Annotated in this window: 18 protein-coding genes and 4 tRNA genes; 12 read left to right on the top strand and 10 right to left on the bottom strand. The window is 69.4% G+C overall.

From position 1 onward, the window contains the following. The first annotated feature begins 27 nt into the window (after positions 1 to 27). The 5 genes from LV79_RS19335 to LV79_RS19320 all read left to right on the top strand — a co-directional run bounded on the left by LV79_RS19335 (position 28) and on the right by LV79_RS19320 (position 4,146). On the top strand, positions 28 to 447 hold the full coding sequence (locus LV79_RS19335; RefSeq protein ID WP_253838736.1) for a hypothetical protein: 420 nt from the start codon (positions 28 to 30) through the stop codon (positions 445 to 447). 677 nt (positions 448 to 1,124) lie between these two features. Continuing rightward, entirely contained in the window at positions 1,125 to 1,253 is a 129-nt protein-coding gene (locus LV79_RS34025) for a hypothetical protein (protein ID WP_285469935.1), read from the top strand. A gap of 96 nt (positions 1,254 to 1,349) precedes the next feature. After that, a complete protein-coding gene (locus tag LV79_RS19330; protein ID WP_253838735.1) occupies positions 1,350 to 2,057 on the top strand; it encodes a hypothetical protein in 708 nt (235 codons plus the stop codon). Next, on the top strand, positions 2,057 to 2,824 hold the full coding sequence (locus LV79_RS19325; RefSeq protein WP_253838734.1) for a CpaE/TadZ family protein: 768 nt from the start codon (positions 2,057 to 2,059) through the stop codon (positions 2,822 to 2,824). Before LV79_RS19330 ends, LV79_RS19325 begins: the two co-directional genes overlap by 1 nt. Continuing rightward, the gene (locus LV79_RS19320; protein WP_253838733.1) at positions 2,821 to 4,146 is read left to right on the top strand and encodes a TadA family conjugal transfer-associated ATPase; all 1,326 of its coding nucleotides are present in this window, start codon (positions 2,821 to 2,823) and stop codon (positions 4,144 to 4,146) included. Before LV79_RS19325 ends, LV79_RS19320 begins: the two co-directional genes overlap by 4 nt. On the opposite strand, the gene LV79_RS19315 is transcribed toward LV79_RS19320, so the two are convergent. Then, positions 4,086 to 4,928, bottom strand: coding sequence for a hypothetical protein (locus LV79_RS19315; protein WP_253838732.1), 843 nt, complete (start codon positions 4,926 to 4,928; stop codon positions 4,086 to 4,088). The two genes, LV79_RS19320 and LV79_RS19315, sit on opposite strands and share 61 nt — an antisense overlap. A gap of 640 nt (positions 4,929 to 5,568) precedes the next feature. Between LV79_RS19315 and LV79_RS19310 the strand changes: the two genes are divergently transcribed. Genes LV79_RS19310 through LV79_RS19295 form a run of 4 tightly spaced genes read left to right on the top strand, consistent with a single transcriptional unit; the run spans position 5,569 to position 9,174 of the window. Further along, on the top strand, positions 5,569 to 6,582 hold the full coding sequence (locus LV79_RS19310; RefSeq protein WP_253838731.1) for a hypothetical protein: 1,014 nt from the start codon (positions 5,569 to 5,571) through the stop codon (positions 6,580 to 6,582). Next, positions 6,579 to 7,472, top strand: a complete 894-nt coding sequence (locus tag LV79_RS19305; protein WP_253838729.1) for a TRM11 family methyltransferase — start codon at positions 6,579 to 6,581, stop codon at positions 7,470 to 7,472. Before LV79_RS19310 ends, LV79_RS19305 begins: the two co-directional genes overlap by 4 nt. Beyond that, on the top strand, positions 7,469 to 7,798 hold the full coding sequence (locus LV79_RS19300; RefSeq protein WP_253838727.1) for a helix-turn-helix domain-containing protein: 330 nt from the start codon (positions 7,469 to 7,471) through the stop codon (positions 7,796 to 7,798). The genes LV79_RS19305 and LV79_RS19300 overlap by 4 nt, the downstream gene beginning before the upstream one ends. Before the next feature lie 35 nt (positions 7,799 to 7,833). Further along, entirely contained in the window at positions 7,834 to 9,174 is a 1,341-nt protein-coding gene (locus tag LV79_RS19295; RefSeq protein ID WP_253838720.1) for a tyrosine-type recombinase/integrase, read from the top strand. A gap of 50 nt (positions 9,175 to 9,224) precedes the next feature. On the opposite strand, the gene LV79_RS19290 is transcribed toward LV79_RS19295, so the two are convergent. The 4 genes from LV79_RS19290 to LV79_RS19275 form a co-directional block, all read right to left on the bottom strand. After that, positions 9,225 to 9,299 (bottom strand) — tRNA-Val (locus tag LV79_RS19290). A 1-nt stretch (position 9,300) separates the two neighbouring features. Further along, positions 9,301 to 9,372 (bottom strand) — tRNA-Cys (locus tag LV79_RS19285). A 57-nt stretch (positions 9,373 to 9,429) separates the two neighbouring features. Continuing rightward, positions 9,430 to 9,502: transfer RNA gene (locus LV79_RS19280), tRNA-Gly, on the bottom strand. 116 nt (positions 9,503 to 9,618) lie between these two features. Further along, positions 9,619 to 10,044 (bottom strand): SsgA family sporulation/cell division regulator, encoded by a 426-nt coding sequence (locus LV79_RS19275; RefSeq protein ID WP_018687187.1) that lies wholly within the window; start codon positions 10,042 to 10,044, stop codon positions 9,619 to 9,621. A gap of 395 nt (positions 10,045 to 10,439) precedes the next feature. Here LV79_RS19275 and LV79_RS19270 point away from each other — a divergent pair, with 395 nt between their 5' ends. Both LV79_RS19270 and LV79_RS19265 read left to right on the top strand, forming a co-directional pair. After that, positions 10,440 to 10,850 carry a TIGR02611 family protein gene (locus LV79_RS19270; RefSeq protein WP_253838718.1) on the top strand — a complete coding sequence of 137 codons (411 nt, stop codon included), beginning with the start codon at positions 10,440 to 10,442 and terminating at the stop codon, positions 10,848 to 10,850. 51 nt (positions 10,851 to 10,901) lie between these two features. After that, positions 10,902 to 10,973 (top strand) — tRNA-Val (locus LV79_RS19265). A gap of 117 nt (positions 10,974 to 11,090) precedes the next feature. Here LV79_RS19265 and LV79_RS19260 read toward each other — a convergent pair. The 5 genes from LV79_RS19260 to LV79_RS19240 form a co-directional block, all read right to left on the bottom strand. Then, the gene (locus LV79_RS19260) at positions 11,091 to 12,233 is read right to left on the bottom strand and encodes a tyrosine-type recombinase/integrase (protein ID WP_253838716.1); all 1,143 of its coding nucleotides are present in this window, start codon (positions 12,231 to 12,233) and stop codon (positions 11,091 to 11,093) included. A gap of 94 nt (positions 12,234 to 12,327) precedes the next feature. Further along, complete coding sequence (locus tag LV79_RS19255; protein ID WP_253838714.1) at positions 12,328 to 12,711, bottom strand: helix-turn-helix domain-containing protein; 384 nt, start codon at positions 12,709 to 12,711, stop codon at positions 12,328 to 12,330. Between the two features lie 172 nt (positions 12,712 to 12,883). Further along, complete coding sequence (locus LV79_RS19250; protein WP_253838712.1) at positions 12,884 to 14,182, bottom strand: DNA cytosine methyltransferase; 1,299 nt, start codon at positions 14,180 to 14,182, stop codon at positions 12,884 to 12,886. Continuing rightward, a complete protein-coding gene (locus LV79_RS19245) occupies positions 14,179 to 15,318 on the bottom strand; it encodes a TRM11 family SAM-dependent methyltransferase (RefSeq protein WP_253838710.1) in 1,140 nt (379 codons plus the stop codon). Before LV79_RS19245 ends, LV79_RS19250 begins: the two co-directional genes overlap by 4 nt. After that, the gene (locus tag LV79_RS19240; RefSeq protein WP_253838708.1) at positions 15,318 to 16,376 is read right to left on the bottom strand and encodes a hypothetical protein; all 1,059 of its coding nucleotides are present in this window, start codon (positions 16,374 to 16,376) and stop codon (positions 15,318 to 15,320) included. The genes LV79_RS19245 and LV79_RS19240 overlap by 1 nt, the downstream gene beginning before the upstream one ends. A 545-nt stretch (positions 16,377 to 16,921) precedes the next feature. Here LV79_RS19240 and LV79_RS19235 point away from each other — a divergent pair. Continuing rightward, on the top strand, positions 16,922 to 17,944 hold the full coding sequence (locus LV79_RS19235; RefSeq protein ID WP_253838707.1) for a hypothetical protein: 1,023 nt from the start codon (positions 16,922 to 16,924) through the stop codon (positions 17,942 to 17,944). The last annotated feature ends 60 nt before the right edge of the window (positions 17,945 to 18,004 follow it).

Raw genomic sequence — 18,004 nt, 5'->3', positions numbered from 1 at the left:
GCTCAGGGCTCGTCGGCGGCTCCGACCATGACGACAGAGAGTGCTGCTGACGCGGACGGCCGTGCTGCGTCTGCGGCCTACCTGGGGATGTGGCGTGCGATGGCGCAGGCTGCGGTTACCTCGGACTGGAAGTCGGTGGAGTTGCCGAAGTTCGCCAAGGGCGAGGCGTTGAACACGATCACCCGGAGCCTCTATCGAGATCATGCGAGCCAGGTGGTCACCAAGGGTGAGCCGAAGAACGATCCGCGTGTCACCAGCGCCTCGGGCAACACGGTCGCCATCGTTGACTGCGGGGACAGCACGAACTGGCTCAAGTACAAGATCACGGGCGAGTTGAAGGACGACGTTCCCGGAGGTCGTCGGTCGATCACTGCGGAAGTGACGCGCCAAGACGATGGATCGTGGCGCGTGACCAGCTTTGCGATCCAGGCGGTGGGGACATGCTGAGGCTGGCGGGGGCTGCGGTCGCATTGGCCACCGCGCTGGCGGTGGTAGCGACGCCTGTGGCTCTCGCGGACGATGGGTGGGGCGACGCCATCTGTGATCAAGCCCCGGTGGCTGGGTGCGACGTGAGCGTAGGAGACGGTGGCGAGCACGGCGGTGGAGGCGGCCACCTGCCTGGTGGAGGTGGTGGTTCCGGTGACGGGCCGGACTACTCGGGGTGCAGGTGGGACAAGGCGGAGGACTACTCCGAGCCGGGACAGCCGACCACGGCAGGAGGCTGGTACCTGCTGACATGCTTGCCGGACTTCCAGGACGGGCCGTTCTGGGTCGCGGATGCGGCCCCAGTGCCGGTGTCACCACGGGTGTTGGCGGAGACGGCACGGAGTCGGTTGACGTTGCCGGTGCCGCTGATTTCGGCGAGTCCTGCGCAGAATCAGCTTGTTCGTCTGCCGACCTGGTTGTGGGTGGATCGCGCAGCGTGGGCGCCGGTGACTGCGTCCGCGTCGGTGCCGGGGGTGTCGGTGACCGCGACCGCGCGACCGATCTCCCTGACGTGGTCGATGGGTGACGGGACGACGGTGACGTGCAATGGGCCTGGTGATCCGTTGGTTGGTGGTGACCCGCGAGCAGCATCACCGACCTGTGGGCACACCTACCTTCGAGCAAGCGAGCGATATCCGGTGACCGCGACGATTCATTGGTCGGTGTCGTGGGCGGGTGCCGGAACGGGCGGGACGTTCCCCGAGTTGACCACGTCGACCACAACGGCGTTCCGTGTGGTGGAGATCCAGGCGCTCGGCGCGCGCTGATCAATCCTGTGTAGACGTTCAATCTCATTCTTTTGCTGGGTGCGCTGGTTCTCCGAATGCGTGCCGGGGCGGAGCTGTGCCTGAAGGAGGCATCGGGTGGCAACCATGACACCGCGGTCGGCCGCGGACAAGAGATCCGGTCCGCGTGGCTGGTCGAGTACCGGACGGCCGGGACGTGCCTTGCAGGGTTCGCGGGTCAACGGGGCTGTGCGGCGGCGGCGTGCGCCGTATCTGTTGCTCGGGGTCTTGTTGGTGGTGGTGTGCGCGGGTGCGGGGGTCTATGTGGCCACGCAGGCGGGCAACCGGGTCACGGTGCTGGCGTTAGCGCGGGCGGTGACGGTCGGCCAGGTGCTAGTGGGTCAGGATCTGCGGCAGGTCAGCATTTCCGTCGACAGTGGACTGGACGTGGTGACCGTGTCTGAGTCGGCGACGGTGGTCGGGACGACGATGGCATACCCCGCACCCGCGGGAACGCTGCTCAGCAGAGGTCTTCTAGGTGCTGCCCTGGTTCCTTCCGCGGGGTTGGCAATCACCGCGGTGGGATTGAAGGACGGTCAGTTCCCGCCGTCGCTGACCTCTGGCACGCACGTCCTGGTGCTCATCAGCCCACCAGCCTCGACCGGGGCTTCGACGGCATCGGTGACGGTTCCGCGCACGGTTCGCGCGGTGGTCACCGATGTCCAGGCGCGGCAGAGCGAGCAGACCACGGTGGTGTCGCTGGAGCTGCCGGAAGCCGGTGCCCGTGAGCTGGCGGGCGCTTCTTCGGCGCAGGTGTCGGTGGTCGCGGTCGGGGGTGGTCGGTGATGTTGGTCGTGGTCTGTTCGGTCAAGGGTTCCCCGGGGGCGACGACCCTGTCGGTGGCGTTGGGCGCGCGGTGGACCGGCCCGGAGGAGCCTGTTGTGGTTGAGGCCGATCCGGGTGGCGGGGACCTGTTGGCGCGGTGGCGGCTGGAGGAGAACCCGGGGCTCAAGTCGCTGGCCGCGGCGGCGCGGCGCGACAGCGATCCCGGCTTGTTGGCCCAGCACGCCCAGGTGTTGCCGGGTGGGTTGCGGGTCGTGGCGGGGCCGGTCGGCGCGGAGCAGGCCCGGTCGGCGTTGGCGGTGTTGGCGGGTGGGTCGTCCTCGGTGGTGCGTGCTGCGGCGGAGGTGGCAGGGCAGGTGGTGATCTGCGATGTCGGGCGGATCGACGCCCAGTCCCCGGCGTTGCCGCTTCTGCGCACCGCCGAGGTGACGGTGCTGTTGGCACGGGCGCGCGACGACGAGCTGGCGCACGTCGCGCAAAAGCTCGACACGTTGGCGAAGTGGACACCGCACCCTGCCCTGGTGCTGGTGGGCGAGGGCTACGCCACACGTGAGGTGGAGCGTGAGCTGGGAGTCGACGTGCTTGCCCGGCTGCCGCATGACCCTCGCGGTGCTGCTGTGCTGGGCGGGCAACCGGGGCGCCGCTCGCCGTCGCGGTCCGCTCTGGGCAAGGCCGCCGCGTCCTTGGCCGACCTCCTGCGCGCCCAAGCCCCCGCCCCGCAGGACGACCTACTCGCTGCCGATGTCCACCTGAACGGAACCCGCCCATGACCGAGACCACCACCTTCACCCGCGTCGCCGCTGCGCAGACCGGCGTCGAGTCGGGCAGCGAGGTCGAGGCCATCGGTCGGATGCGGGAGGCGCTGCGCGTGGCCGTGGCCGTGCAGCTCGGTGACCGGGTTAGCGCGGATGACGCGGCCGGTCGACCGGCGATGACCCAGCCCGAGCGCCGCGCGCTCGCCGCAGTGCTGGTTCAGGAGGCCGCGGACGCCTACGCCAACGGCGAGCTGGAGCGCGGCGGCACCCTGCTGTCGCCGGAGGTCGAGGCCCGGGTCACCGCCGCGGTGGTGGACGACCTCATCGGCATGGGTGGTCTTCAGCCGCTGTTGGATGACGAGTCGATCGAGAACATCAACGTCAACGGGGATAGGGTGTTCGTCCGCTACGCCGACGGCCGCCGCGCCCGCCTGGCACCGGTGGTTCCGACCGACAGCGACCTGATCGACCTGATCCGGGATCTCGCCGCCCGCTCCGGGATGGAGGAACGCCGGTTCGACCGCGGCTCGCCGATCGTGAACTTCCGGCTCCCTGACGGTGCCCGGGTCTCCGCGGTCATGGCCGTCACGGAGCGGCCGTCGGTGTCGATTCGGCGGCACCGCTACAGCACGGTCACCCTGGCCGAGCTGCGCGAGATGGGCACTCTCGATGTGGCGCTGGAGTCGTTCTTCGCCGCCGCGGTCAGGGCGCGCCGCAACATCCTGGTCGCCGGGGGTACCGCGATCGGGAAGACGACGATGCTGCGCGGGCTGGCGTCGGCGATCCCGCCCGAGGAGCGGCTGATCACGATCGAGGACGTCGCCGAACTCGGGTTCGGCGACGACGAGCAGGCCCACCCCGACGTGGTCGCGTTGCAGGAGCGCGAGGCCAACATCGAGGGCCAAGGCGCGGTGAGCCTGGCCGATCTGGTGTGGCAGGCGCTGCGCATGTCGCCGGACCGGGTGATCGTCGGCGAGGTCCGCGGACGCGAGGTCATCCCGCTGACCAACGCGATGTCGCAGGGCAACGACGGCTCGATGGGCACTATCCACGCCAGTAGCAGCAAGGGCGTGTTCACCAAGCTCGCCGCCTACGCCGTGCAGTCCCCGGAGCGGCTGGACATCCACCAGACCAACATCCTCATCGCTTCCGCCCTGCACCTGGTGGTGTTCCTGGACAAGCCCCGCGGCACGGGCGAGGCGACGGCGCTTCGCGGTCGGGCGTGCACTGTCCTGAATGGATCTTGTGGTGGTGGGGTGGGTGTTGGTGGGGTTGGTCAGGCGCATCGGGGGACCTCCGGGGAGTCGATGGAGCGCGGACTTTCGCCGCGGCCCTGAACTCCGGATTTCGGGTCGTTTTTGGACAGCCCGGGTCCAACTTTTTCGACCGACTTGCTCTCGCCGCTGGTGACCACGCGTGACGACGAGGCTGGGTGCGGAGGTTCGTCTCCGGCCGTGTTGGTGGGGTCCTGTCTCGGCTCGGTGGTGGTCCGGGTGAGGACCAAGTCGGCGACCGGGTCGGTCGAGTCGGTGGCGACGGTGGTCTCGCGCAGGTACTCGGCGAGGCGGTGTTCGGCGCGGCTGCGGAACTTGTAGGCGGCCCACTCGCCGACCCCGCGCTCGCGCGCCCAGTCCGCGATCGGGATCTCGTCGAGCCGGGTCGCGCCGATCACCTCGGCTTCGAGCCGGATCAGGACCCCGGCCTCGACCGCGCGGGCAAGCACCAGATCCGGGTGTCCCCACGGCGGTGTCGGTGGGCGTGACCCGCGCCCGGCGGGTACCGGGGTCGGGCGGTCCAGCGCCTCCCGCAGAGCGCGGTGCCCTGCGCGGTAGGCGGCCCACCGGAGCCGGACCATGATCCGCGGCTGGGTCAGGTCCACGCCCGCCAGCGCGGACAGGAACCCGCGCAGCACCTCCGCGTGGATCTCGCTCGGGTCACCCGCGAACCGCCTGGACAGAGTCGCGGCGACCGAGGTCAACGCGGGCAGGGCGACACCCGTGGCGACCACCGTCCAAGTGCCGCCCTCGCGGCGCGCGCGGCCCGCCAGGTACATCCACATCGCGTCCCGAGTGGACTGCGGGCAGTGCCGCGCCAGCAGCAGGTCCCGCAGCTCATCCACCGGCACCAACCGCCCCGGCAGCCCACGGAACCCACGGCAGTCCACCGACACCGGGCTGGACCCGGCGGTCAACGCGGCGAATGTCTCACGAGCGATATTCAGTGAATTGCGCTCACCCGAGCGCCGCCGAAGATGTGGTCGAGAGTGTGACACCAGAGGCTCCTTGCGTCGAAGACGAAATCAACGACGCCAGCAAGCCACGACCACTACTAGCAAACAGCTAGCCGACAATCACCAATCGCATAGCAGACGCTTAGCGCCCGACTAGCAGACGACTAGTCCCGCCATCGCAGACGGCCGGGCAAGATCACTTCGGCGACGAGGGCAGGACCTCCCGGCCGCGCTGACTAGCGCGGCTGACCAGCGGCGCTAGTGGCTCGCTAGTCGTTCTGTACGCCATCGACGTGCCGACCAGCGCGCCAGTCGACCAAGCCAGGCAAGATCGTTCGTCGGTGTCGTAAAGAATCTTGAGATTATCCCGGGCGTGATCGGCAGGTCCGGGAGCCCGCTAAGCACTGCTTGGGCGGTCAAAGTGCCCAATGGTTGAAATAGTTCAAGATTTTCGTCGTTACCGTGTCCAAAACCGGCCGTGATTCCGGAGTTCAGGGGCGTTCACACACCCCACCACAGAGGACTCCTCATGACCGCCTTGCCCGACAACGAACACCCCCGGCGCCGACGCCGCACACCGACCGAAGGCCGACACCGAGCCGACCACCGGAACCGCACCGTTCCCGATCTTCCCGGGTCGCGGCGACCGGAACACCGACGCCGCGTCCGCGGCCGTGCGCCCCGCCCGGCGACCGTCTGGCCCTGCGCCTCCAGCCCGACCCACCCCGCCGCCGCAGGTGATCTCGGGCGGCTGGCGCCATGGCTGCTGACCGCCACCGCCAAGATCGTCACCACCTACACCACACCCGGCCAAAGAGTCCTGCTCGTCGGCACCGTCGACCTGTTCGACCCGACCGGCTCGGCCCACCTCGGCATCCCACGCCCGGCCCGCCCGAGCCCGCTGTCGGGCCTGACCGAAGCCGCCTGGACCGTCCTCCGACTCGGCCGCGGCACCCGGACCCACCTCGCCGGACCGACCTCTACCGATCTCACCACGTCGCCGGAGACGTCGACCCGACACAGCGCCGCTGGCTCACGTCGACCCTCCGCCGGAGATGGCCCAAGGGAGTCCGAGTCCGGACCCGGACCGCGCGTGGCGGACCTCCTCCACATCGGCGGGCGCAACTCGGCCCGGACCGCCGACGAGCCCCGGACCGAACGCCCCGGAGATCAGACCGGCGGGTCCGTCGACCGCTACGACCTGATCATCATCACGGTCCCGCCCGGCGCCACCGACTGGCTCCGGCCCGCCGACTGGGCGCCCGTGCTGACCCCGACCGGCACCCTCGCGGTCATCACCCACAGTCACAGACAGCACGGTCGACTCATCGACCCCGCCACGACGGTCATCCCGCGGACCACCCGCGCCGGACTGCTCCTGCTCGACCGCGTCGTGCTCCTCACGACCGCCCCACGACGCGCGCCCGCGCGCCGCGGCCACCGCCCCGGAACCCTCGACCCAGCGGGCCCCGCCGACACCACCGAACACGCCGACCTCGTCGTGTTCACCACCCCCACGCCCAACACTGGTGAGGCCCGATGAACACGAACACCCCCGACTTGTTCGATCATCCGGCCCCCGGCGGGGGCTCGGTCTGGCTCACCGGACAGACCGACCTGGCCACCCAACTCGCCGACGGCGGCTACCACCCCAACACGGCCACCGACCCCGACCTCATCCCACCCGCCATCGCCGCGGAGATCATCACCCGCTACACCTGGCCCGGCGAACTCGTCATCGACCCCGACTGCGGCGCAGGCACCTCCCTCGTCGAAGCCCTCCACCACCAACGCCCCGCCCTCGGCCTCACCACGATCCCCCGCTGGTGGCGACTCGCCCGCACCAACATCACCACCGCCAAGCACGCGGGCGCCTGGTCCGACGGCAGCGTCCTCGACCACCCCGCCACCGCCCTCACCCACATCCGCGCCGCGGGCACCCGCGGAACCGCCACCCTCGCCATCACCGCCCTCCGCAACCCCACTCGCTCGACAGCAACCACCGACCTCACCACCACGCTCACCCACACCCGGGAAGCACTTCACCCCGACGGCCACATCGCCATCGTCGCTACCCCCACCCGCGACCGGAACGGCGAACTTCTCGATCTCCCCACCACCGTCCTCGCTGCAGGGCACGCTGCCGGACTCGTCCTCGTCCACCACGCCGTCGCGCTCACCGCAGCTCTCCACCACGACGGCGTCCGCACACGAGCTGGCATCACCGAACGACGCCGAGCCCACAACCACCCCAGCGGCAAGCCCATCGCACTGACCGCCCACCGCCACATCCTGGTCTTCCGGCCCGCACTGGCGACCGTGTCCGCGGTCGCTGGCGCGGGTCATCACCACCTCGGAAACACAGCGGTTCGGGAAGCGCCTTTCCTGCACATCGGCCGTACAGACCTGGACGCGGTCGGAGCCGCTGCATGACCGAACACGCAGTGAATCCACCGGCCAAAGTAGATAGCGACGAGGCCATCCAGGACCGCACTCTCGCGGGCAGCGTTGATGAACTGGTGAAGGCAATCCGCGCTCTCGTGCCGAAGTCGCCCGTTCAAGCGGAAGAACTTCTTACGGCCGAGCAGGTCGGAGACCTGTTCCGGATTTCCCCGCGCACATTGCGCGACCTAGCCGCAACCGGCCGCGTTCCGCATCGCCGGATCGGCAAGCACTACAGGTTCAGCCGGGACGACATCGTCGAAATCATCCGGCGAGCTGGCCAGAGCCACAACAGCCGCACCCGTCGAAGCGGGTGACTGATCAATGAAAAACAGGAAAGGAAGGTGGTCCGATGGCGCACGCTGAACCAACCGGCAGCGGTTGGCGCGCTAGATTCAAGCGCCCGGACGGGTCCTGGGGAAGTCAGTCGGGCTTCTCGTCCGAGAAGGCGGCTCAGGACTTTGCGGATGAGCAGGAGGCGCTGATCCGGCGGCACCTGTGGGTCGATCCGCGCGAGGCCGGAACGCTTTTCGGTGTCTTCGCCGAGGAGTACCTGGCCGCGATCAAGCCTAGGATCGCGGAGGGCACGGCGGCGAAGTACCGGTCGCACCTGGACACTCACTTGATCCCGCAGTGGGGCGAGTGGCCGTTGATCGGGATCTTCAACAGCTACGTCGAGATCGAGAAGTGGGTCTCGGAGCTGCACGAGGAGTACGCGGAGTCGACGGTGTCGTCGATCTTCGCCACGTTCTCGACCTTCATGAAGGCGGCGGTCAAGGAACGGACCATCCCGGCCAACCCGTGCAGCGGCGTGCGGGTGACCTCGGGCGACTACGAGCCTGATCGACTCGTCGCCTCTCCGGTGCAGGCACTCCGGGCGGCGATGCGGTTGTACGAGTCGGGTCTGGGTGTCGGCGGGTTCACCCTCTGCCTACTGGACGTCTACACGGGTGCTCGCTGGGGCGAGTTAGCCGGGCAACAGCGGCACGAGTACGACACCCAGACCAAGGAGATCAGCGTGCAAGCCCCGCTGAAGGAGGTGGGCGGAACGTTGAAGAAGTACGGGGCGGCGCTGCTCGACACGGCACCCGCGCCCCAACCGACCACTCGACGGCGCCGCGGGCTCTCGGCACGGAAAGGGCGGACCAAGACGCCTGCCGGTACACGGGTAGTGGAGCTGCCACCGAGTATCGCGGTGTTCTACGAACTGCTTCTCGGCAGCCACCGCCACGCGTTCGCCTTCACCAGCCCCGAGGGACGACTGTGGCGGCGGTCCAACTTCCGACAACGCTTCTGGCGACCTGCCTGGGACGGCAAGAACCCCGAAGCACCGACCGCCGCTGATCACGTACCGGCGATCCTGCCGTGGTTCACCTTCCACGAAGGCCGCCACAGCCACGCCACCTGGCTAACCGAGGACGGCGTTCCCGAGGTCGCCCGACGGGCGCGGTTGGGCCAGAAGATGAAGGGCATCGGCCGCACCTACGACCATGTGACCGCGGTCATGCGCAAGCAGATCACCGAGGCGTTGGAAGCTCGGTGGGAGGGAAGTCTGGTCGCGTTGACGACTGCGGAAAGGTCACAGCTAGTGACGTGGTTCCCGCATATGAAGCCGGTGTTCGCGCGGCTGGAGGCTGGGGTCCAAGACGGTAAAAATCCGACCGACCCCATTTCCACCCCATTTGATCACTGAAGCCCCGCCCTCCGAGGTGGAGGACGGGGCTTATGACCAGTGTATATAACTGGTGGGCGATACTGGGATTGAACCAGTGACCCCTACCGTGTCAAGGTAGTGCTCTCCCACTGAGCTAATCGCCCGAGGCGGAGGCGGGAATCGAACCCGCGTACAGGGCTTTGCAGGCCCTTGCCTAAGCCACTCGGCCACTCCGCCGGATCCCGAAGGGTGTTGGCCCCCGGGGGGCCGGCGCAGAGGCCGAACCGCTTTCCGAGCGGACGACGGGATTCGAACCCGCGACCCTCACCTTGGCAAGGTGATGCGCTACCAGCTGCGCTACGTCCGCGCGCCACCAGTTTTCCAGCCGAGGATCTCGCCCCGGTCGGTTCACCGTGGTACGAGAAGAACTCTATAGGACGCCCGATCCCGGCTCCAAATCGGGGGTCGGTTCCCGGCGTTCGCTCAGGTCAGGTCGGTGGAGATCAAGTGCGTGAGGGCCTCGTCGACGTCGACCCAGAGGTGCTCGTTGCCGGGGACGACCACGTCGTAGGTGCGGTCGAGGAAGTCGGCGAGCTCCTGGGCGGAGGCCTCGAAGACGGCGTGGCCGGACGGGGAGCTGAGCTCGATCACCACGACCTCGGGGTCGTCGACAGCGGGTCGGATGCGCACGTCACCGTCGCCCGCCTCGGCGATGAGGCCGTCGGCGAGCAGGTCGCGGGCGAACACCCACTCGACCCACCCGGCGCGGCCGGTGCGGAAGGCCGCGACCACCGCGTACGGATCACGCGTGTCATAGCGCAGCTCGACCTTCACCGGGACCGCTGGGGTCCTCGGCGCGAGGAGGTCGAACACCGCGGTTGACCGCAGCGTGACGTGATCGTTTCGCATCGTCGCTACCCTTCTGCTCCCCTCCCAGCCAAACGACTGAGTCCCTTCTATGTGACGACACCACGCCGGAGCCGGGACGTGGATCGCCTGAGCATCACCCGTCCGGTCCACTGGCCTGCGCGTAGGGCCGTCGTACCACTGCGCAGCGTGACGAATCTGCGGGTGGCTTCTCCATACTGGCTGGTTTTCGGCCGCGCCGGTAGCGCCCTGAGCACGAATGTTCCTTCCCTGTTTTCCTCACCTCCGGCAATGCCGCGCTGACCTGCGGCACTGGCTCCCGTTGTGGTGTGAACCACCCCTTCACGCAGGTCACAGGTGGGTCAAGACGCTTGATCATGCCGCTCGAACGGCCCAACGGCACAATGGTGGGACAACCGAGGGAGGGTGGTGCGGACGTGGCCGACGAGGCGCGTGAGAAGGGGGCGCTCCGGCCCGATTGGGCAGATCGCAACGCCACGACCCGGACCGTGTGGCGCGTCGGGGTTGGACTGGCCGGTGGACTGGTCCTGGTCGCCGGGATCATCATGATCCCCTACCCCGGCCCCGGCTGGCTCGTCGTCTTCGCGGGCCTGGCCATCCTCGCCGTCGAGTTCACCTGGGCCCGCCGAACCCTCACCTACGCCCGCGGCAAGTACGACGCCTGGACCGACTGGCTCAAGCGCCAACACCTCGCCGTCCGCCTCCTGGTCCTGGCCCTCACCGCCCTCATCGTCGTCACCACCATCTGGCTCCTCAACGGATTCGCCCTGGTCGGCGGCTGGTTCGGCATCCACTGGCCCTGGCTGGGGTCCCCCCTTTTCACCTGACCAAGACCATCCTGTACTCTTTCCCCTGTCGATGCGGCCCCCAGCCGCACCGGGCGATTAGCTCAGCGGGAGAGCACTTCGTTCACACCGAAGGGGTCACTGGTTCGATCCCAGTATCGCCCACTGGTTATATTTGCAGGTCAGCGCCCTGCCAACGGATCACGTTGGTGGGGCGTTGATCGTTTCAGGGAGCACGTGGGGAGCAGCGTGATCTGACCCCTATGCCCCGTACCGAAGGGGTCAGGCCGCTTCCGTTGGTATGGCGTGGTTTTCGGGCCATTCCCAGGTCGCACCCTGCTCCCAGCGGTGATCCAAAGTGATCAACATGCGTTCTACCATGCGTTCTGTGACGTGGCTGTAGCCGTCGTCGGTGTCGCGGCGGCGGTGTCCGAGCCGGGCTAGTCGCAGGACTCGGGGGACGTCGTCCTCGATGAGCCAGGTCTGGTGGGTGTGGCGCAGGTCATGAAAGTGCAGCCCCTCCAGGATCGGCGCCCAGCCCTGTTCGGTGTCCCCGGCGAGTGCGGGTAGCCAGAAGCGGCGCCGGAAGTTGGATCGGCGCCAGAGTCCGTCGTGGGCGCCGGTGAACACGAACCGCGCGTCGGGGTTGCGTTCGCGGTGGTCTCGGAGCAGCTGAACCAGGAATGGCGGCAGGTGCACGACCCGGACACTGGCCGGGGTTTTGGGCGGTCCGAGTTCCAGGCGGCCGTTGATCTCGTGCAGGGCGCCGAAGTCGGGGTCGATCTCGATACGCGGGTTGTCGTCGAGGTAGACCCGGATCCACTGGAGTCCGGCCAGCTCGCCCCAGCGCATCCCGGTATAGGCGGCGACGATGGTCATCAACCCGGCGTCCGGCCGCATCCGGCAGGCCAGGGCATCGACCTCGTCGGTGGTCGCGGTGCCGCGTTCGGGCCGGTCCTGGAAGGTGATCTTCAGCTTCCGGCACGGGTTCGCCGCGATCAGCCCCTCGTCGACGGCCTCGCCGAGGATCATGGAGAACAGGACAAGGATGTCCTTGGCGGACTTGTGCGCCATGTTCGGCTTGAGTTTCTTGTTGACCCATCCCTTGGCCTCGATCCGGGCGATGGCGCCGAGTGTGGTGCCGGACCAGCGAGGCAGGATGTGGTTGCGGATGTGCGAGTCGTAGGTCGACCACGTCACCGGCGACACGTCATGTGCCTGCGACCACTGTCGGATCCACTCGTCGATCACCGTCTCCGCCAACCTGGGGTCGGTGAACTTCCGGCGGCGTTGGTCGGACTCCACGTCCGCGGCCCGGTCCTCGGCCGCGTCCAGGGATACGAATCCGTTCTCGGAGTAGACGGTGCCGTCGTCGAGTCTGTAGCGGACCCTGAAACCGTCTTTACGTTCTTCTACCCATGCCATGAATTGGCCGCCTTCAACAAAGAGAGAGGTGGATGTGGCCGTGCCCGGAATTGGGCACGGCCACATCCACGCTCCATGGGTGGAAAAGAGCAATCTAACTGTGTTCACCCCGGGGGCGAGTGCCTCGACGGCTGCCCGGACGGGATCGGGTCGGACGAGTCGATGTTCCGGGCCCGGTGGCCGGTCGGGCGGCGTCGGCGGCGATCCGTTCCAGGTCCGCGCGGGAGAACCGCAGGTGTTTGCCCAAGGCGGTGGACGGCACCCGGCGCTGCCCGGCGCGGCGGCGGAGCCAGGACTCCTTCACTTGCAACAGGTCGGCGGCCTGTGTCGGGGTGAACAGCAGCGGCCCCGCGTCCTCACCCCAGGTGTGCACGGAGGACTCCGCCGTGGGGTCCGGATTCGGAGGCGGTGAACCCGTCTCGGATCGTCGAACCCTGTCGGGGTACGGACTGTGGGTGGTGTGCTCGGTTTCGGACATGATGCTCCCCCTTCGCGGCGCTGAGCGAGCGCGCGTGTGCGCGGAAGTTGTTGGTTCGAGTGGCGAATGGGCGAGATTGCGGTGTCGGACCGGTGTGCGGTGACGGGGACTCGCGTCGCGCCGCCACCGACGCTGCGGCGTTCCGCGGGCGGTCCCAGCCTGATCCCATGCGTTAGGTCGCCGTGTCGCGCGCCGGGCCGCCTGGAGCGGGTCGTGGTCGCTGTGGTCCGGCGGGTTTAGGGCGATTGTGCGCGCGGGCGCCTGGACGGGTCCGGTGTCGACCGGTGGGTGTGGTCGGGCGGTGTCGAGGCGTGCCACGGTCCGGATCGGCGTGCAGCAGGGTGGCGAGGTCGTCGAGCAACAGAGTGACCGCGTGGGCGGCCTGGTGGGGCACAACGCCGTTGCCCAGCGCGCGGAGCTGCGCGGTGCGGGGCAGCGGGAGGTCGGTGACCCAGCCCGTGGGCAGGCCCATGAGGTGCTCGACGAGCCTGGGTGCGAGGACTGGGAGGCCGTGGTTGCCGGGTTGGGTGGGGTGCGGTGTGGGGCGGCCGAGTACCTGTTCCCATCGCCGGATCGCCGAGCCGTAGACGCCCCAGTCCACCGAACCCCGTGCCTCTGTGGTCGTGCGGGATGGCGGGTTCAGGTGGCCGGGCCGGTCGGGGTGGTGAGGTGGATGATCGCCGAGGGCAGCATCAGGTCGCCCTTGGAGCCGCGTTGGGCCGGGCAGCCCTTGGTTCCGTCCGTGGCTCGAGGCGTCGGCAGCAGCCGCGCCTGGTCGGACAGCGTGGGGCCGCCGGTCTGGGTGCGGTGGGTGCAACTCGTCGTGTCCGAAGCGCTCGGGGTCGCCAGAAGCCGCACCGTCGCCGCAGTCGCGGCGCCAGGCGAGGACGAACACCCGCTCCCTGCGGTGGGCTGCGCCGATGTCGGAGGCGCGGACGCTACGCCAGAGCGCGTCATACCCCGCTTCGGCCAGGTCGCCGAGTACACGGTGGAGTCCTCCGTTGCGCCAGCGAAGCGCGGCGACGTTCTCCACCACGACGAGCGCGGGTCGTAGTAGGCGAACGGCCGCCATGATGTGGGACCAGAGACCACTGCGTGCTCCTTTCTCGATGCCCGCGCGTTTCCCGGCGGCGGAGATGTCCTGGCACGGGAACCCCGCCACGAGCACGTCCACCGGCTCCACGACCGACCAGTCCACGGACCGCACGTCACCGAGATTCGGTACTCCCGGCATCCGCGCGGCCAGGATCCGAGCGACGTGTGGGTCGGGGTCGGCGACCCAGGCGAGCCGTCCGCCGAGCACGGCCAGCACGCCCAGGTCCAGTCCACCGGCGCCGGTGCACAACGACCCGAGAACCAGACCCGGCTCACCGGCCGTCCGGGTACGTGACCGGGGGACGGCGGGTGGAGTCGACGACGCGCTGGACCGAGTTGACCCAGGTGCGAGGGTGCGAACCGCGCTGGTCGTCATGCCCACCGCGGTTCGGTGCCGGTCGACGCCTCACCGGCCGGTGCCGAGCGCGCCGGGCCGTCGTCGGTCGCGTCTGTGTCGGTTGTGGTGAGGGCGGTGCGGAAGACGAGTACATCCTCATGGGCGATGAGGTGCAGGGGCAGACCGGCCTCGCGCTGTTTGCGGATGAAGTCGCGCTGGAAGAACGAGCCCCGGGCGACGAAGTCGGTCTCGGCCGCTCGAGCCAGCAGCGCCACGTTGCGCTCGACGGGGATCAGCCCGGCCGCAACTCCGCAAGCGAGGATCTGGGCGGGTAGGTCGATGAGCTCCGCGTGCTCTCGCCAGGGGCGGATGGTGATGGCGATGTGCCCGCCGGGGCGCAGGAAGGTGCGCAGTCCGAACAGGATGCGGGTGAACCCGGCGAGCAGTCGGTGGTGGCCGATGTTGGCGAGGTTGCCGCGGTCGAGGGTGTTGCCGTAGCGGTGGTGGTACTTCTGCACCCCCTCCCCCGGTGCGACCAACACCTGCCCGTGGGTGGAGGGGCCGTAGGGCGGGGAGGTCACCACCAACGCCGCCTGACCCACATACTCGGGCGGCAGCAGCGTCACCAGCTGCCGCGCGTCACCGTGGAAGACCCGCGCGTCGCTGGTGAAGCCGTCGTCGCGCGCGACTTCGAGGTTCGCTTTCGCAACATCGACCCAGTGGGGTTCGTACTCCACGCCGACGGCGCGGCGGCCGAGGCGGACGGCTTCGACCAGCGTGGTGCCGATGCCGCACATCGGGTCGAGCACCAGATCGCCGGGCCGGGTGTAGTGGGTGACGGCGTGGCGGGCGACCTCGGGCAGCATCTTGGCCGGGTGCGCGGTCGAGGCGGGCACGTACTTGTTCTTGCGTTGCGTGACCGGGGACGCCTGCGCGGTCGTCCACACCGACACCGCCTCCGGGCGTTCGTCGAGCCGGTCGCCAGCCGGGTCGTCGGTGGTGGGGCGCCGGGTGTCGAGGGCGTTGATGAGGTCGCGCGGGATGGGGACGGTCGGCTCGTCGGCGGGGTCGACGACGGTGTCGTGGGCGGGCGGGGTGGCGTGGGCCTGGGTCACGGGCGCGGCTTCCTGGTGGTGTGCGGGGCGGGCGGCGTCAGCGCTGGGCGCGGCGGTCATCAGGCGGCATCCCCGTCGCGCGAGACAGCGGCGGTGGGCGACAGGGCCGGTGCCCGGTGCTCGTGCGGCTGGGCGAAGACCAACAGGTCGGAGTGGATACGCCGGTGGGGTGCCGGCAGGCCGCGGACACGGGCCCGGTGCGCCTCGGCCACCTCGCCGCCGGTGCGGTCCTGGCCGTCGGGATCGGGGTCGGGGTGGAGGAAGCCGCCGTGTCGGACGGGCGCGTGCAGGGCGACGATGTGCTGCAGGTAGAGCAGGTCTGCGGTCTGTCCGGCGGCCACCACGTCCCCGGTCGGGTCGGTCAACCGACCACTGCGCCAGTCACAGTGGGTGAGCACGACGAAGACGCCGCCGACCCGCAGCAGTCGGGCCGCGATCAACGCGGCGATGTCGGCGAGCGGCACGCCGCGACGTCCCGGTGGGAGGCTGGCGATGACCAGGTCCGCGGTGGCGACGGTCGCGTCGAGACCCTCCGGTGATGCCGCCGCGGCCGTCGGCGCGACAGGTCCGGACACGGTCGGGGTGGAGTCGGTGACGAGGTCGGCCCAGAACGGGCGCGACGCGTCCGCGGACGCTGTGCCGGGGAGCGGGAGTCGCTCGATGCGGGGTGTGCGGTCGAGGTCTTCGACCGTGGCGTAAGCCTCAGCCAGCCCGGACTCCGGCTCGGTGTCGGGGGCGTGGTCGATGACCCCGCCGGACCCGATCCACGCGGGCAGCGGGTCCTGGTCTCGGGCGGTCTCGGCCAGGAGTACGACCCGTGCGCCGGGTGCGCTGAACGAGGTGACGATCCGGTCGACGAGCGCGACCGGCCACGCCGCGTCGAGCGGGATCGAGGTGGCCCCGGCAGGCCACACGGTCGCCGGGGTAGGCGTCGCGGGCGCGGCGGCGGTACGGGTGCGGGTGGTGTCGGCGGTGGGCTTGGCGGGACTGACTCGGGTGGTGCCGGAGGCGGTGGGCCAAGGGCGGCGGTCCCCGCCCCGGCGCCCGCCGGGACGGCTGTCGGCGGGGTGGGTGGAGTCGGCGCGTCTCCGGGGGATGCGGCGGTCGGAGGGGGTCACGGGTGTCCCTTCGGGAGGGTGGGTCGCGCCCGCCGAGGCGTGGCGCTTGAGGACACCCCTTAACTCCGGAAAACAGTCCCTCCGGGGACACCGATCGACGAACTTTTTTCGTCGACTTTCGAGAACGAATCGCAGGGGATGAGGCTCGCGTCCGCACGTACGCGAGAGCAGGTATCCCGCCCTGGCAAGCGCCTCGTCGACGCGGGTTGACAATTTTCCTCGAGAATCGCCGGGCGCGATCGTCTACGACCGTCGCCGAGCGTGTCCACGTCGTCACGGGCACTACGAGAGTGGTACGAAACTGTTACCGCGCCGCAGAAGCCCAGCAAGACCCGCGCCTGCGGCGACCATCGTCGATCTTGCGGGCGCGCCCGCGTGATCCACAAGCGCTCACCTGGACGATCTTGTGTCGCGCGTGGACGATCTTGGTACTTGTTCGGTACCTCTGCGGTAAGAGTTCCGTACCAGTCCGGTAAGAGGTTCGTACCACCCCGGGTGGCGTCCTGGGCGGGTCGTTGTTCCGACTCGCTTCAAGGGGCGATTCCATGACTTCCCGTCATTCCATTCCGCGTCCGGGTTTCGAGCCCGTCTCGAACGCCCTCGACGCGGCGCGGTCGGCGTTCGAGTGGTTGGTCACCGGGCCGCACCCGGTGTCGATCGATGGCCGCCTCTTCCCTGGTTTCCCGGCGCGGCGGGTGCCGTTGGACGAGGTGTGCGACCGGCTGTTGCGGCGCCGGTGCCCGCAGACGGTGCGGGACGCGGTGTGGGCGCACCTGGTGTTGCTCTCGCGCACCGAGGGCGGCACGTGGACCGTGGGCGCGGTCGGTGTCGCGATGCCCACCCTGACCGCCAGTTGCGCGAGGTTGACGGCGCGGTTCGCCGGTGACCCCAGCGACATCTGCGCGGCGGTGCTGGCCGGGTTCGTCGCCGAACTCGCCACCGTCGATCTGCGCCGTCCGCGCATCCTCAACCGGTTGCGGTGGGTCGCCTACCGCGCCGGCTACGCCTGCGTGCGGGACGCGTTGGACGCGCCGCTGCCGTCCGGTCACGGGTATGCCTCGACCGCGCCGACGCCGCCGTCGGGGCATCCCGACTTCGTCCTCGCGGACGCGGTCGCCGCGGGTGTCATCACCGTGGCCGAGGCCGAGCTCATCGGTTCCACCCGCTTCGAGGACGTGTCGCTGGCCGACGCCGCCGCGGTGCGCGACGTGTCGCGCCAGGCGGTGAAGAAGGCGCGCAGGCGGGCCGAGTTCCGCCTCGCCGACTACCTGCTCGCCGACATCCGCGACACCCCGACCACACCGGACACCCGCCGCGAACCGACGCCCCCGAACACCGACACAGCCTCACGTCCCCACGCGGCCGGACACCGTCGCGGGACGGGCGCTCCGTCACGCACCGCCACCATCTCCGGGGAACAACGGGCGAAGAAAGTTCAAGATCGCGTGTCCCCGCGAGGCCAATTTTCCGGAGTTGAGAGGCGCGGGAGAACTCACACCCCCGCGAATCCCCCGCCCCAGCCCCAGTCGCTGTCGGGCACGACTCCGGGAGCGTCGCGATGCGCCTGAACCGACCCCACTCGTTCCCCTCGTCCCACCGAGAGACCATAAGCGACCGTCCTGACACGA

The organism is Actinokineospora globicatena, assembly GCF_024171945.1.
GTDB lineage: Bacteria > Actinomycetota > Actinomycetes > Mycobacteriales > Pseudonocardiaceae > Actinokineospora > Actinokineospora globicatena.
Note: the sequence above shows the minus strand (reverse complement) of the source record. Positions and strands in the feature narration are given on the sequence as shown.